We start from the raw sequence: 13,806 nt of genomic DNA, 5'->3' as shown, positions 1-13,806 counted from the left end.
ATGCGCCGGAAGCGCTCTACAGGGTTCGCAACGGGTGGCGTGACAGCTACTGGGAACCGCGCTACCCGAAGCGTCGCTACTGGCGCCGATCGCCCACCCGCGATGACCAGAGAGAATGTCAAGGATCGTGCACGTGTGAACGTCTGCCCTAGCGACTAGGTTTCGGCCATGGATGTCGAGGCGGATGAGATGGTTGTTGCTCTTGCGCGGGTCGAATGGTCGAGCGCCGCAGACGCCGAGCCCGCCAAGGCGTGGAACGACCTACAGCAGCTCGCGGCGAGAACCGATGACGACCCGATCGCAGCAAAGGCCATCTCGATTCTCGCCGCGGTGATCGGCATGATGCTGGACGGTTCCGATTGGGACATGCCGTACAAGCCTCTGATGCAGATCGACGATCGGCGGACACACGTTCCCACTGATTTCACTCCGATCGAGTTGCTCTTCCTCGAGAGGCTCATCCCGACGCTGCCGCCGAGCCAGTTCTCGGCACGGCTCGCAGATGTCCTGCATGTTCGAGCGACCATTAAGGACGAGCGCTACCGGTGGGCGAAGGAAGCGGTAAGTCGCTGGACCACCGCCGGATTCACGCGTGACCTCAGCCGAAGCGAACAAGAGGACTGGCAGCGCGCCGCCGACATCGCCGCGCGATTCCACATGGATGCCGAGAAGGATGCGCTGATCGACCTTGGCCTTGACACCTTTCGTGCGGGTGACTCCTCCACAGCGTTGGCGATGGCGCGCACTATGCGCGCAGCCCGGTACTTTCCGGACGCCGACGAAGTCGCCAGCCGCCTCCAATCCCTTGGAACCGAGACTCCCGACGGCCACTTTCAGAGGCAGCTGTACGAGGAGTCGATTCGATGGACGAGAGGTGACAACGAACCCGCCCGGTCCGCGCGACAGACGATGATCGGAGACTCCTGGTGGCGTGACGCAGAAACCCGCCGGTCGGACTCGCACATGGTTGCTCGGGACTTCTTCGGGAACGCATTCAGCGCCTACCGAGCAATCTCCAGCCGTCACAGATCGGAGCACGTGCTCGGCAGGCTTGCGGCGCTCCCCGCACTGATCCGAGTCGAGGGGGACGCAGCGCTGAGCGAGATGGCAGCCATCGAGGGCGATCCGATCGACCTCACCGGGATCACGGAGTCCGCGCGCCGCATCGCGCAGATCGAGAGTGTGCTGGACGCACTTGCGGCATGGCTCGCTCACGCTCCCCTAGAGAGCTTCGCAACCGCGCGCGAGGACGCTCAGAAACAGATGGCGGAGCACCCGCTCCTCCATATGTTCACGAGAACGACGGTCGATCGCGACGGGCGCACGATTCACCGGTCGGAGGGAACCGGAGAACGGATGGGCGTTCCCGATGACGAATGGTCTGAGATGATCCGGTCGTTCGAGCTGAAAAGCTCCCTGCTGGTTTCGGGTTACATCTGGCCTGCACTTCGCGAGTTCAGCACGCGTCAGCGACTCACGCTCGGAGACTTCGAGGTGATCGTATCTGCGTCGCCGTTCATCCCAGATGAAGTCCGTGGCCTGTACGCCCGTGGGCTCTTCCACGGTTACTACGAGCGGTTCGCAGAGTCGATCTTCCTTCTCGCTCCAGCGACCGAAGCCTGTGTCCGCGCCGCACTTCAACGCGGCGGAGTAGAAACCAGAACCATCCGGCAGGACGACACAGAAATCGAGCCAGGTCTGAGCGCACTCATGGAGCTCCCCGGGGCGGACGAGGTTCTTGGGATGGACCTCGCCTGGAACATTCGGGCGCTGTACTGCGGCCCGCTCGGGTCGAACCTGCGGAACCGGGTCGCGCACGGTCTGATTTCTTCGGACGAAGCGAACAGCGTCGCGATGCTCAACGCATGGTGGATGGCGTTTCGCCTCGCCTACATTCCCTATTACAACGCGCGGCAGCAAGGTGCGGACACAGCAGAACGCTCCGCTGCAAACACGGTCGAGAACGAGACTTCAGAGAGTCCGCCGCCCAACTGACTATTCGCTGCTGGGTTCCGTGCGACGCGGGAACGGGCTCACCCAATGGCCAGCCCTCCGGTAGCCGAAAAGTGCGCCGTCCTGTACACCGACGCCACGAAGCTGAACCAGCCTGAGAAACCTCTCGGCGCTATAAGTCGCCGGGTAATCACCGAATGGTCAGCCGCAACGGGCCGAGATCTCGATACCCCGGCCTAGGCCTGAACCCATCTCGCCCGATCACTGAGCGAACCTCCTGCGAGACGATCGTCGCCGACCTGCTCCCCGCCGCCCGCTAAGGGATGCTCTAACGCTCGCGTGGCGCCGGGCTCTCCTCGGCGACTCGGCGCTCCAAGCCCTCGAGCAGCAACTCCAGCCCGTAGTCGAACTCATCCCCGAATGCGTATCCGGCATCGCCAAACAGCTCGGCTCGCGAGCGCGCAATGTGCGGATACAGCTCCGCCGACGCCGCAACCTGGGAGGCGAATGCTTCCTCGGCGCCCTCGCCAGGTTCGAACGGCAGGGTCGTCTCGGTCAACGCGAAGCCATACACGTAGGCATCGATCGCCGAGAAGGCATGTGTTGCGAGCGCGGCGCTGAAGCCCTCGGCCATCAGGACGCCCAGCAGCCGGTCGTGGTGCTGTAGCAGCGCCGGCCCCGGGTTGGTGCGCACCATCATCCCGAGCGCCCAGGGGTGAGCGGTGAGAATCGAGCGCGCAGACCGTGCCCGGCGGGTGAGCCCCTCACGCCAGGTATCGCCGACCTCGGGCAGCTCGATCATCTCGAACACCCAGTCGACGAGGTCGTCGAGCAGCGCCTCCTTGTTGGGAACGTGATGGTAGAGCGACATCGCCTCAACGCCGAGCACCTTCGCGACACTGCGCATGCTGACGGCGTCGACACCTGCCCGGTCGGCCACGGCGCCGGCCCCGGCGATCACCCTTTCCCTGCTCAGTGGTGTGCGCCGCGTCATCGTCCTATCCTTGCGCACTTACACCCGTAAGGCTACGGTGGACATAGAGCCTTACAGCTGTAAGTCGCAACCCACACGAAGCAAGCCAAGGAGCATTTGATGAGAACACGTCAATCCCACACCGCACGCGAGAACCGGCCTTTTGAGAGCCCGTTGAAAGATCGGGGGATGCCGGTGCAGGCCCAGCTTGCGGCAGCCTGGACAAGCCTCATGTTCCTCGTCATCTACATCGACTACTTTCACCTCTACCAGCCCGGCGAGATCGACGAAATCCGCGGTGGCGTCATCTTCGCGTTCGATATCAGCGGGACGTTGATGAGCATCTTCTTCGCAGTCATCGCGATCCCGGCCCTCATGGTGATGCTCTCGATCACGCTGCCCGCTCGTGTGAACCGCGCTACGAACCTCGTCGTGGCGTCGCTGTACATCCCCGTCATGGTGTTCAACGCGGCGGGGGCGACCTGGGACTACGCCTTCTATTACGCCCTCACCATCGGAGTGGAGGTGCTGATCCTCGCTTTCATCCTGCGCGCCGCCGGGACCTGGTCACGCCGCATGGCGTCGGCGGCGACTACGGCGACCAGCCTCGACAGCGAGCCACGCCGCACGCCAGAGCCGGCGTGACTATTCACCCCCCGCCAGACCATCCTTCGCTCGCGCCACCACGGGCAGGGGCACCTGTCTCGGCGTTCGCTGGTTGAAACTCCAGTCAGCGATTGCTCTGCGTGACTGACTTCACAACCAAGAGGGAAGGCTGTATCTTCCGGGCTAGGAAGGCATCCTCGCGGTGCCTGCCGTTTCTCAGCGGCTGAACCTCCAGTTAGGTCGACATGACTCCTGGTGTGCCGTCTAATGACGATGCCTCGGCCGTCGGTCGTTCGACCGCGGACCCTCCGGACCAGTCCACGTGCATCGAGTTAGCACGGCGGATGGGGGCGTCGATGCTGATTTCATCGAGGCATGGCGAATGATCTGGTCTTCTCATCCGAGGAGTCGGCGATGGACGTCGACCGTGTACACCGCTGGCTCTCGGAGGAGTCATACTGGGCGCGCGGTCGAACCCGAGAAGCTCACGACGCGGCGATGGCCGGCTCCCGCAACTACGGCGTTTTCGACGGCGACGGTGGACCGCAGCTCGGCTACGCACGAGCCATCACCGACGGCGCGACGTTCGCTTGGATCGCTGATGTCTTCGTCGCACCGGAAGCCCGAGGTCGTGGAGTCGGTTCGCGCATCATGCAAGGAATCATCGACGACCTCGAACCACTCGGCCTGAAGCGGACAGCTCTCTTCACCGAAGACGCACACAGCCTCTACGAGAAGTTTGGGTTCCAGCGACTCACCGACCCTGAGTCGTGGATGCTCCGCTGGGGCCGCGGCTATGAACCGAGTCGCGAATAGATTACCGAGGATCAAGACCAAGTGGACTCGAACGGTAACTCGCCGCTCCCGCTCAGGGATCCCTCAGGGGCGCTTCGGTCCAGGTTCAGCCGTCAAGCCGTCAAGGAAGTAGTCGAGCTGGCGATGGGCAATCTCTTGCTCGGCGGCAGGATCAAGTCCGATTGCCAGTGGTCGGCAGAACCGAATGGTGGCCAGCGAGATATCTGTTGCCGTGACACCGTCGTCTATCGCTCCGTCGCGACGCGCCATATCTATCAGCCGATTGAGCATGTCCTGGGCAGCAGCTCGCTGAGAGGGCCAACCAGCACTGTCTAGCGAAGCGTGAACGACGTTCACCACTCCCAGACCGGCATCGACAGCGCCGTGCATGTAGCCGCGCAGCGCGTCAACGCCCGTCGCAGCCTCGGACAGGACAACCTCACCAGCGCGGATAGTCCGGTCGAGTACGTCGACAACCACTGCGTGCAGAAGGCTCTGCAGGTCGGGAAAGTGTCGGTAGAGCGTGCCGATACCCACGCCGGCACGTCGAGCGACGGCATCTCGTGTGGGTTCACCACCCAAGATAAGGATCTCCTCTATCGCTGCGTCCAGCAGCTTGCGCTGACTTCGTTGAGCGTCAGCTCGCTTCACGAGAACAGCACCTCTTTCGTCCACCATATACGGAGTATAATCCTCCGTATACAGATTGCGAGGATGTGCATGGGATCAGTAGATGGTGCGACCGACTCAGGGCCGATCGCTGAGGCGATTGCGAGGTCGATGAACGCAGCGTCCAGACCCGTCACGTTCGAGTCCTTCGACCACATCAAGGGGCCTTTCTTTCATGGGACGGCGGCCCTTCTCCGGCCCGGGGAGTTCCTGACTGCTGGGTTTCGGTCGAACTACAGGCCGGACATCGTGATGAACCACGTGTATTTCACAGCGCTCATCAGTGGCGCTGGACTCGCTGCTGAACTGGCAGTCGAGCTACTGGGGGGAACTGGCGTGCCTCGCGTCTACGAGGTCGTGCCGACTGGCGCGTTCGAGGATGACCCGAACGTGACCGACAAGAAGTTCCCGGGAAACCCCACGCAGTCCTACCGAACTATGGAGCCTCTCCGGATCGTGAACGAGGTCGACGACTGGGTCAGGCTCACGCCCGAGCAATTGCAGGGATGGCGCGACCGACTCATCGCAAAGCCGCCACACGACCGCGGGGAGGTCCTCAACTAGCGCTTTCTGGCTGCTCGTGACCGGCGAGCCCGCATCCGGTCTTGATCGATGCGCTGGTGAAGCGTTCGCGATAACCCGTTGGGCATTGCGGAATCTTGGACTCATCTTGGAGTCCGTCAGCAAGAGTGAGGGCATGGCAGACAAGAACCACTCGGAGCGATGACAGCGAGACAACGCCCCGCGACGCCGCGGGGATGTCAAGCCGATGCACATCGGAGGCTGGTGGAGCAGAATCGGCGCAGCTGCACCGACCGCCACTGCGCACCCGACGCACCGAGGTCCCGCCAGGACCTTCGCCTCTGACTTCGCCTCGACAGCGCACGTCAACTTAGTCAACGTAACCCGCGGCCGGGCACACCCCTCGCCCGAGAGTAAGGCACACCCATGGACTGGCTTTTCAACGGACTTCCGATCCACGTACTGCTGGTGCACTTCGTGGTGATCGTTGTTCCTCTCGCTGCCCTCTGTCTCGTTCTGTCGATGTTCTGGCCGGCCGCCCGCAGACGACTCGGCATCGTCACTCCCCTGCTGGCGCTCGCCGCCCTCATCAGCGTCCCCCTCACCACTCAAGCCGGTGAGGCACTCGAAGAACAGGTCGAGGAGACCGCGCTGACCGAAATCCACACCAAGATGGGCGAGGACCTGCTGCCATGGGCCATCGCCACGTTCGTCGTGGCCGTCCTCGTATGGGGCTGGTTCCGCTACTTCACCGGCGATGGCCGATACGCGAAACGGATCGACTCACGTCCGGTACGCCTGACCATCACGATCGTCCTCGCGCTCGCGGTCGTCGTCGTCGCGATCGGATCCGTCTACACCGTCATCGTCATCGGAGAGTCCGGTGCCAAGTCCGTTTGGGACTCCCGCATCGGCTGACCCGCCCCCGATCTGCGACTTGACCATCGGCGGGGTAGAGGCTCAGACCCATGGAGAGAGCATCTTGAGCGCCACGGCTCTTTAGAGCGACCACTCCTCCTTGTGAAACTTCAACCGGCAACAGCGTCTCACGCAGAAGCAAGCCCGAAATGCTCAAGCTCAGCCTGGTCCCGCATCCGGGAACGGGTCAGGAACCGCATCCCGGTCGGCCCCTCGACCGAGAAGCCCGCGCCGCGGCCTGCCACGACGTCGATCGTGAGGTGCGTGTACTTCCAGTATTCGAACTGCGACTCGGACATGTAGATCTCGACTAAGTCGTCGAGTCCGACGTTCATCGAGCCGAGGAGGACATCGCTCGGGCCGGTGGTGAACATGCCGATCGGGTAGCACATCGGGGCGCTGCCGTCACAGCATCCACCCGACTGATGGAACATCAAGGCGCCGTGCTTCGTGGTGAGGTCGCGGACGAGGGATGCTGCGGCATCCGTCACCGCAACCCGCTGGTGCACCTGCGTCGAAACCATGCCGATTGCTCCTCTCTCTGTTGACCGCGAGACGGGATAGGCGCCACGAGCCGTGACCTTCGCGGTCCGTCTCGCGGCTCCCATCAGGGCTCGCGCGGGCGGGCGCCCGTGGGGGAAGGGCGCCCGCCGCTTGCGGGTTTAGAAGAACCCCATCGCGCCTTCGGCGTACGAGACCAGCAGATTCTTGGTCTGCTGATAGTGGTCGAGCATCTTGAGGTGGTTCTCACGGCCGATGCCGGACTGCTTGTAGCCGCCGAACGCCGCGTGCGCGGGGTACTGGTGGTATGTGTTGGTCCAGACCCGGCCCGCCTCGATCGCGCGGCCGGCACGGTAGGCCGTGTCGCCCGAGCGGCTCCACACGCCCGCGCCGAGGCCATAAAGCGTGTCGTTGGCGATGTCGATCGCGTGGTCGAAGTCGTCGAACGACGTGACCGAGACCACCGGTCCGAAGATCTCTTCCTGGAAGATGCGCATGTCGTTCGTGCCCTCGAACACAGTGGGCTGCACGTAGAAGCCCTCGCTGAGGTCGCCGCCGAGGTCGACGCGCTCGCCGCCCGTGAGCAGCTTCGCGCCGCCCGCCTTGCCGATGTCGATGTAGCTGAGGATCTTCTCGAGCTGGTCGTTGGAGGCCTGCGCCCCCAGCATGGTGGCCGGGTCGAGCGGGTTTCCCTGCACAATCTTGCCGACACGGTCGAGGCCGTCGCCAAGAAACTGATCGTAGATCGAACGCTGGATGAGCGCCCGCGAGGGGCACGTGCACACCTCTCCGCCGTTGAGCGCGAAGAAGGTGAAGCCTTCGAGGGCCTTGTCGTAGTAAGCGTCGTCGGAGCGGGCGACATCTTCGAAGAAGATGTTGGCGCTCTTGCCGCCTAGCTCGAGCGTGACCGGGATGAGGTTCTGCGACGCGTACTGCATGATCAGGCGGCCCGTGGTCGTCTCGCCGGTGAACGCGATCTTGCGGATGCGCTTGTGCTGCGCGAGCGGTGCACCCGCCTCGATGCCGAAGCCGTTGACGATGTTGACCACACCGGCCGGCAGCAGGTCGCCGATGATCTCGAACAGGAACAGGATGCTGGCCGGGGTCTGCTCGGCCGGCTTCAGCACGACGCAGTTCCCCGCTGCCAGCGCCGGGGCGAGCTTCCACGTGGCCATCAAAATCGGGAAGTTCCACGGGATGATCTGTCCGACCACTCCGAGTGGCTCGTTGAAGTGGTACGCGACGGTGTCTTCGTCGATCTGGCTGAGCGATCCCTCCTGGGCGCGCAGAACGCCGGCGAAGTAGCGGAAGTGGTCGACGACGAGCGGAATGTCGGCGGCCAGCGTCTCCCGCACGGGCTTGCCGTTGTCCCACGTCTCGGCGACGGCGATCTTCTCGAGGTTCTGCTCGATGCGATCGGCGATCTTGTTCAGGATGTTCGCGCGCTCGGCGGGGGTGGTGCGCTTCCACGACTCGAACGCCTTCCAGGCCACATCAACTGCCCGGTCGATGTCTTCGACCGTGCCGCGGCCGACCTCTGTGAACGGCTTGCCGTTGACCGGCGAGATGTTCTCGAAGTACTCGCCCTTGATCGGCTCGACGAACTCACCGCCGATGTAGTGGCCATAGCGGGGGCGGTACTCGGCGACGGCGCCTCGCGCACCGGGGTTCGCGTAGACGCTGGATACGCCTTCTTCGACGATAGTCATCGTGTCTCCTCTGTCTTCTTCGACGGATCGGGGTCCGCGACGGCGGGGTCGCGGTGTTGGTCCGACGCTAGGTCGAGGCACGTTGCATGACGTTGCACGAGTCGCGGGAGGAGGTGCTCCAGGCGCGGGATGACGGGTTCGGCATGAGAAGGTGGGCCATCTCAGCGCCGCAGGCACCTTCTCGGCTTCAGATCAGGCGGAGGCTTCGAGGCGCTCGATGCGTGAGACCAGCGCGGCGCGCTTGGGAGAGCGCGCCGGGAGCATCTTGAGGCAGAGTCGCAGCAGCTCCTCGTCTTCGGCGCCGGCATCCGTCTCGGCGAAGGTCATCAGAACGTCGGCGCTCGCTTCGGCGATGAGCGCCTCGCGCAGGGCGGTGCGGACCGTGTCGCGCAGCTGCTCCACGCCGGGAGCCGTCGAGTCGGGGAGCACGTCACCCCGATACGCCGCAAGCGCGACACGATGGGCGCCGCGATCAAGCAGCGACAGCACCTGCTGCGCATCGGTCTCGAGCTCGGCTGCGAGCCGGTACGGACGCGACTCGGGGACGAGCGCCGGTGCGACCTTCTCGAGCACCTTGCGCAGGCGCACCATCTCGGCGCGCAGAGTCACGGTCTTCACGGCATCCGCATCGCCGTAGACGAGCTCGCCGAGCTGCTCGGCCGACACCCCCTGCCGGTGCGTAGCGAGCATGAGCAGCAGCTCGGCATGGCGCTGACCGAGCTCGGAGACCGTCTCGGACCCTTCGCGTGCGACCTCGAGCAGCGCGCGGTCGCGGCCGAGCACCCGCAGGGTGATTCGGTCGGCGGGTGTCTTCACGGGGCCGCGATTCGCCGGACGACGGCTGGCCGGCTTCTCGGCGCGTGCGCGCAGCCGGGCGACCAGAAGCTCTCCCTCGATCGCGCGCGCGGTCGCATCGACGAGCAGCTGAGCCTGGGGCGTGATCACCTCGTCGCCGCCGGTGACGTCGATGACACCGAGGATGCGGCGCGATTCGGGATCGTGCACGGGCACGGCCGTGCACGACCACGGCTGCACCAGGCGGTTGAAGTGCTCCGCACCGCGGATCTGCACCGACCGGTCCAGCGCCAGCGAGGTGCCGGGGGCGGAGGTGCCGACCGCGCCCTCGGACCAGTTCGCGCCCGCGATGAAGCCCATGTCGCCGGTGAGGTTGCGGATGTGGTGGTCACCCTCGACCCAGAGCAGGCGACCGGCTGCATCTCCGACGGCGACGACGACACCGGACTTGGCCGCCTCGCCGGGCAGCAGCAGCGCCCGAATCATATCCATCACGCTCGCGAGCGGATGGGCACGGCGGTACTCATCGAGTTCGACGCTCACGAGGTCGAGCGGCGGCAGCGCCTCGGCTCCCACCAGGTTGGCCAGGGAGCGGCGCCACGACTCCTGCACCAGCGGGCGGACATCGCGCATGCGGCGGTCGACGTCGTTGCCGGCCACCAGCTCTTCGTGCGCGCGCTCGATCAGCAGGCGGGAGGTCTGCGGCGAGACCTCGCGCCGAGGCGACCACGGCGATGACATGCAGCTCCGATCGGCGTCGGTGAGCGTGACCTCAGTGTAAAGGCGGGAACGGCGCACCTTGCGGGCCTGACAGGACACTGGACTTTCACTTCGCCCGACGTTGCAGCTCGTTCACTTCCACGGGTTCCGTTCGCAATGCCGAAGAGGAAACCGTTCGTGCGCCGTCAACGGCAGACCGATCAGGTGTTCTCATCGGCTGGGAAGCGGCGATGCTATCGTCGGCGCTACCCATCGCGGCGCGGATGCCGCGACCTCCCTCTGGAAGCAGGTCGTACCTGGGCGAATCATCTGGCACGATCACCGACGAGCAGCTCGTGGCTCAAGCCGTCGGCGAGCTGGGCAGGCGCACGCGCTTTCCGGTGGCCTTCGGCGGTCTCGAGCGAGGCGGCGCCGTGCACGTGAGCGCCGTCGTAGGGTCCCGCACGCGAAGCCTCGACGGTCTCGTCGTCGAGGCTTGCCGGGGACTCGGCGGCCGTTCCCTCGTCGAGAAGCGACCGCGGCTGGCCATGGACTACGGCTCCTCACCGAATATCACGCACGACTACGATCGCGCGGTGCTCGGCGAGGGCATCACTACGCTCTTGGCCGTTCCGGTGATGATCCGCGGCAACGCGCGCGGGCTGCTGTACGTTGGTTCCCGGTCGCAGCGCCCGATCGGAGATCCGGTCACCCGGGCCGCTTTCGACGTGGCCGGCGATCTGGCGACCGAGCTTCACGTGCGCGAGGAGGTGCAGCGGCGCCTTTCCAGCGCACCGCCCTCGTCCACGCTCGCACCCTCCGCCCGCGAGCAAGTGCGCGCGAGTTACGCCGAGCTGCGCAGCATCGCTGCCTCAATCGAAGACGTTGCGATCCGTGACCGGCTGGCGGCGGTGGAGGAAGGGCTCGCTGAACTGGCGCGGAACGGCGAGACGACCGAACGAACGGGCGTGCATCTTTCACCGCGCGAACGCGACGTCCTGGCTTGCGCGGCGCTGGGAGCCACCAACGCCGAGATCGCCACCACCCTGTCGCTCAAGGAGTTCACGGTCAAGTCGTATCTGCAGGCGGCAATGGGCAAGCTCGACGCATCCACAAGGCAGTCCGCCGTCGTGAGAGCCCGCCGCGCGGGTCTGCTGCCGTAGTCCTGAAGACCTTGCCCCGTGTGCCCACGCACTTACCCGCCCGTTCGGCCGCATCGAGCGCCATCGCGCGCAACTTCACCACGGCGGGAGCGCGCTGGTCCATCGTCGCGGCGATGAGACCCGACTACAAGCGGACTGGTGGATCCCTGAGCCGATGGTGATCAGGCTGGGGAGAACAGTGTCAGGCGCGCGATGCCGAAGCCGATTCCCTGAGTTCGTGCTGTGAGGCCCGCTTCCTTTGCTGGCGCCACGGCTGAGTTGAGGGATGCCCACGGGTCGTAGATGACGGCCTGTCCTCCGGGGCGAAGGATGCGGGCGATCTCGGAGATGCCTGCGGCGGCGTCTGGCCAGTGATGCATGCTCGCGGTGGAAACGACCACGTCGACGCTGCCGCGGAGATGAGGCGGATCGGCGACATCTGCGACGGTGAATGAAACGCGCGAAGCATCAGCTGTCTGGGCTGCGTCGGCGAGCTGCCGCGCGCGGGTGATCATCTCTTCGGAGAGATCGATCCCTTCCACGCGAATCCCGCGGAAGGCATCGGCGATCAGGATCGGCAATCGTCCGGGCCCGGTTCCCACGTCGACGATCAACGCATCGTGGCTGAGTCCGATGACGCCCAGATCTGCGACCACGCGGCGGTACAGCCGTCCGGCGATGCGGGAGGCGACGGCGTCGTAGAGCACCGGGTGCCGAGCAAGTCCGCCCATATCGGGTCCACCGTGATGGCTGATGAGACTGCGGATCCGTGGACCATGTCGCTCCTATAGTTGTATCGGACAACTAATGAGAGGCTAGGTCAGAAAGTTGCATGACGCAACCATGAGGACGCCTGACGACGAGCTGGGCCGGATCGTGCGGCGCCTCTTGCGGACGATGCACGTCCTGGACGGGCACGATTACGGCGGAGTTCGCGTGACCCTTTCCGAAGTCATGGCGCTCGGCGAGCTGGATGCCGATCAACCACTCACTCAACGCGAACTGGGCGACCGTCTCGGCTTGGACAAGAGCACGATCAGCCGACTGGTCGGTGCCATGGAGAGTCGGGGCTGGCTGGCTCGGGAGCGTGACCCGCGAAATCGCCGTTTCGCGATCGTCAGCCTGACAGAAGCAGGATCCGCCACGGCCGAGCGCGTCGCCGGACATGTCGCCGGCATGCATGTCCAATTGCTCGGCGCTTTGACCGAAGACGAGCGGCGGGGGCTGATCGCGGGCCTGTCGGGCATCGCACGCGTCATCGACCACACCAGCGGAGCCGAGGAGCAGTAGTCCCCGCCGGCAGGCGCAGTGTCAGTGGGAAACTTGAAGCATGCTCCGGACAGCCCTCTCCAACCGCGGCGTGCAAGCGGCACTGCTGGCGGCGTTGCTGTTCGGCGCAGGTACGCCGCTGGCGAAGCTCCTGCTGGGCGGCGACGTCAGTCCCTGGCTCTTGGCGGGGCTGCTGTACTGCGGCTCCGGGATCGGGTTGGGCATTCTGCGTCTGATCCGCCGCGCCGCGCGCGTCCGACTCCAAGCCAAGGAAGTCCTCCCGCTGGGAGGCGCGATCCTCAGCGGCGGCATCGTCGCTCCCGTCCTGCTCATGGTCGGGCTCTCCACCATGCCCGCCTCAGGCGCGTCGCTCCTGCTGAACGCCGAAGGCGTGTTCACCGCAATGCTGGCCTGGTTCCTGTTCCGGGAGAACGTCGATCGTCGCATCGCTCTGGGACTGATCGCGATCGTCGCCGGCGCGGTCTTGCTCAGCATCCCCACCGGCGCAGAACTGGGCAGCCGGTGGCCGGCCCTGGCAGTCCTGGGAGCGTGCTTCTGCTGGGGACTCGACAATAACCTCACCCGCAAGATCGCGCTCAACGACGCAACCTGGCTGGCTGCCGTCAAGGGACTGGTCGCCGGCCCGGTGAACTTGATCCTCGCGCTCGCCCTCGGCGCCACCCTCCCGACCATCGGCATCATCGCGGCCGCCTCGGCGATCGGATTCTTCGCCTACGGCGTGAGCCTGGCCCTCTTCATTGTCGGCATGCGTCACGTGGGAACTGCCCGTGCCGGGGCATACTTCTCGGTCGCACCGTTCTTCGGAGCGCTCCTGGCGATCGCGCTCGGTGACCCCGTGACTTGGCAGCTCATCGTCGCCGGAGCCCTGATGGCACTCGGCGTCTGGCTGCACCTCACAGAACACCACGCCCACTCACACACACACCAACCCGTCGCGCACGACCACTGGCACACTCATGACGACCAGCACCACGAGCACGATCACGCGGAGCCTGTTCCCGCCGGCACCCGGCACAAGCACGAACACGTGCACGAACAGCTGACCCACACCCACGAGCACTACCCCGACGCACACCACCGCCACACCCACTAGGAACACCTGATGCCCCCAGGACCGAAGTCTGCTGCGCTCGCCGCGTCGATTTCGTCGTGCTCACCCAAGGGCCGGCGTCGACCGAGCACCGGGGCCCGCTGACGGATTGTTGTCGAGGCGAGCGCTCCTCGCTCGCGGATC

14 protein-coding genes are annotated in these 13,806 nt (G+C 65.2%); 8 read left to right on the top strand and 6 right to left on the bottom strand.

Annotated features, from left to right (window positions below):
• Positions 1 to 168 precede the first annotated feature (168 nt).
• The gene (locus tag RWQ91_RS06590; RefSeq protein WP_314503848.1) at positions 169 to 1,995 is read left to right on the top strand and encodes a DUF4209 domain-containing protein; all 1,827 of its coding nucleotides are present in this window, start codon (positions 169 to 171) and stop codon (positions 1,993 to 1,995) included.
• A gap of 286 nt (positions 1,996 to 2,281) precedes the next feature.
• Here the strand turns inward: RWQ91_RS06590 and RWQ91_RS06585 are convergent, their stop codons facing one another.
• Positions 2,282 to 2,947 carry a TetR/AcrR family transcriptional regulator gene (locus RWQ91_RS06585; RefSeq protein ID WP_314503846.1) on the bottom strand — a complete coding sequence of 222 codons (666 nt, stop codon included), beginning with the start codon at positions 2,945 to 2,947 and terminating at the stop codon, positions 2,282 to 2,284.
• Between the two features lie 168 nt (positions 2,948 to 3,115).
• On the opposite strand from RWQ91_RS06585, the gene RWQ91_RS06580 reads away from it, so the two are divergent.
• Both RWQ91_RS06580 and RWQ91_RS06575 read left to right on the top strand, forming a co-directional pair.
• Complete coding sequence (locus RWQ91_RS06580) at positions 3,116 to 3,571, top strand: DUF6326 family protein (protein ID WP_314503844.1); 456 nt, start codon at positions 3,116 to 3,118, stop codon at positions 3,569 to 3,571.
• A gap of 336 nt (positions 3,572 to 3,907) precedes the next feature.
• Positions 3,908 to 4,348, top strand: a complete 441-nt coding sequence (locus RWQ91_RS06575) for a GNAT family N-acetyltransferase (protein ID WP_314503841.1) — start codon at positions 3,908 to 3,910, stop codon at positions 4,346 to 4,348.
• Between the two features lie 63 nt (positions 4,349 to 4,411).
• Here the strand turns inward: RWQ91_RS06575 and RWQ91_RS06570 are convergent, their stop codons facing one another.
• Entirely contained in the window at positions 4,412 to 5,005 is a 594-nt protein-coding gene (locus RWQ91_RS06570) for a TetR/AcrR family transcriptional regulator (RefSeq protein WP_314503839.1), read from the bottom strand.
• A 102-nt stretch (positions 5,006 to 5,107) separates the two neighbouring features.
• On the opposite strand from RWQ91_RS06570, the gene arr reads away from it, so the two are divergent.
• The gene (gene arr / locus RWQ91_RS06565) at positions 5,108 to 5,560 is read left to right on the top strand and encodes an NAD(+)--rifampin ADP-ribosyltransferase (protein WP_314504356.1); all 453 of its coding nucleotides are present in this window, start codon (positions 5,108 to 5,110) and stop codon (positions 5,558 to 5,560) included.
• Positions 5,561 to 5,944: 384 nt separating this feature from the next.
• On the top strand, positions 5,945 to 6,436 hold the full coding sequence (locus tag RWQ91_RS06560; RefSeq protein ID WP_314503836.1) for a DUF2231 domain-containing protein: 492 nt from the start codon (positions 5,945 to 5,947) through the stop codon (positions 6,434 to 6,436).
• 128 nt (positions 6,437 to 6,564) lie between these two features.
• Here RWQ91_RS06560 and RWQ91_RS06555 read toward each other — a convergent pair whose 3' ends face one another.
• From RWQ91_RS06555 to RWQ91_RS06545, 3 genes are all read right to left on the bottom strand, one after another.
• The gene (locus RWQ91_RS06555; protein ID WP_314503835.1) at positions 6,565 to 6,960 is read right to left on the bottom strand and encodes a DUF779 domain-containing protein; all 396 of its coding nucleotides are present in this window, start codon (positions 6,958 to 6,960) and stop codon (positions 6,565 to 6,567) included.
• A gap of 138 nt (positions 6,961 to 7,098) precedes the next feature.
• A complete protein-coding gene (locus RWQ91_RS06550; RefSeq protein WP_314503832.1) occupies positions 7,099 to 8,646 on the bottom strand; it encodes an aldehyde dehydrogenase family protein in 1,548 nt (515 codons plus the stop codon).
• 192 nt (positions 8,647 to 8,838) lie between these two features.
• The gene (locus RWQ91_RS06545; RefSeq protein WP_314503830.1) at positions 8,839 to 10,182 is read right to left on the bottom strand and encodes a GAF domain-containing protein; all 1,344 of its coding nucleotides are present in this window, start codon (positions 10,180 to 10,182) and stop codon (positions 8,839 to 8,841) included.
• A gap of 506 nt (positions 10,183 to 10,688) precedes the next feature.
• Here RWQ91_RS06545 and RWQ91_RS06540 point away from each other — a divergent pair.
• Positions 10,689 to 11,303 (top strand): LuxR C-terminal-related transcriptional regulator, encoded by a 615-nt coding sequence (locus RWQ91_RS06540; protein ID WP_314503829.1) that lies wholly within the window; start codon positions 10,689 to 10,691, stop codon positions 11,301 to 11,303.
• Between the two features lie 161 nt (positions 11,304 to 11,464).
• On the opposite strand, the gene RWQ91_RS06535 is transcribed toward RWQ91_RS06540, so the two are convergent.
• The gene (locus RWQ91_RS06535; RefSeq protein ID WP_314503826.1) at positions 11,465 to 11,989 is read right to left on the bottom strand and encodes a class I SAM-dependent methyltransferase; all 525 of its coding nucleotides are present in this window, start codon (positions 11,987 to 11,989) and stop codon (positions 11,465 to 11,467) included.
• A 136-nt stretch (positions 11,990 to 12,125) separates the two neighbouring features.
• Here RWQ91_RS06535 and RWQ91_RS06530 point away from each other — a divergent pair, with 136 nt between their 5' ends.
• On the top strand, positions 12,126 to 12,572 hold the full coding sequence (locus tag RWQ91_RS06530; RefSeq protein WP_314503824.1) for a MarR family transcriptional regulator: 447 nt from the start codon (positions 12,126 to 12,128) through the stop codon (positions 12,570 to 12,572).
• Positions 12,573 to 12,612: 40 nt separating this feature from the next.
• On the top strand, positions 12,613 to 13,665 hold the full coding sequence (locus RWQ91_RS06525) for a DMT family transporter (protein ID WP_314503821.1): 1,053 nt from the start codon (positions 12,613 to 12,615) through the stop codon (positions 13,663 to 13,665).
• Positions 13,666 to 13,806 lie beyond the last annotated feature (141 nt).

Source organism: uncultured Microbacterium sp. (genome assembly GCF_963524805.1).
Classification (GTDB): domain Bacteria; phylum Actinomycetota; class Actinomycetes; order Actinomycetales; family Microbacteriaceae; genus Microbacterium.
The sequence above is the reverse complement of the archived record's forward strand: the minus strand, read 5'-3'. Positions and strand labels throughout refer to the sequence as shown.

Coding starts and splice junctions, on each gene's coding strand:
- RWQ91_RS06585 (WP_314503846.1), bottom strand. CDS start 2,947: ATGACGCGGCGCACACCACTGAGCAGGGAAAGGGTGATCGCCGGGGCC.
- RWQ91_RS06555 (WP_314503835.1), bottom strand. CDS start 6,960: ATGGTTTCGACGCAGGTGCACCAGCGGGTTGCGGTGACGGATGCCGCA.
- RWQ91_RS06575 (WP_314503841.1), top strand. CDS start 3,908: ATGGCGAATGATCTGGTCTTCTCATCCGAGGAGTCGGCGATGGACGTC.
- RWQ91_RS06525 (WP_314503821.1), top strand. CDS start 12,613: ATGCTCCGGACAGCCCTCTCCAACCGCGGCGTGCAAGCGGCACTGCTG.
- RWQ91_RS06560 (WP_314503836.1), top strand. CDS start 5,945: ATGGACTGGCTTTTCAACGGACTTCCGATCCACGTACTGCTGGTGCAC.
- arr (WP_314504356.1), top strand. CDS start 5,108: ATGAACGCAGCGTCCAGACCCGTCACGTTCGAGTCCTTCGACCACATC.
- RWQ91_RS06545 (WP_314503830.1), bottom strand. CDS start 10,182: ATGTCATCGCCGTGGTCGCCTCGGCGCGAGGTCTCGCCGCAGACCTCC.
- RWQ91_RS06590 (WP_314503848.1), top strand. CDS start 169: ATGGATGTCGAGGCGGATGAGATGGTTGTTGCTCTTGCGCGGGTCGAA.
- RWQ91_RS06570 (WP_314503839.1), bottom strand. CDS start 5,005: ATGGTGGACGAAAGAGGTGCTGTTCTCGTGAAGCGAGCTGACGCTCAA.
- RWQ91_RS06550 (WP_314503832.1), bottom strand. CDS start 8,646: ATGACTATCGTCGAAGAAGGCGTATCCAGCGTCTACGCGAACCCCGGT.
- RWQ91_RS06530 (WP_314503824.1), top strand. CDS start 12,126: ATGAGGACGCCTGACGACGAGCTGGGCCGGATCGTGCGGCGCCTCTTG.
- RWQ91_RS06580 (WP_314503844.1), top strand. CDS start 3,116: ATGCCGGTGCAGGCCCAGCTTGCGGCAGCCTGGACAAGCCTCATGTTC.
- RWQ91_RS06540 (WP_314503829.1), top strand. CDS start 10,689: ATGGACTACGGCTCCTCACCGAATATCACGCACGACTACGATCGCGCG.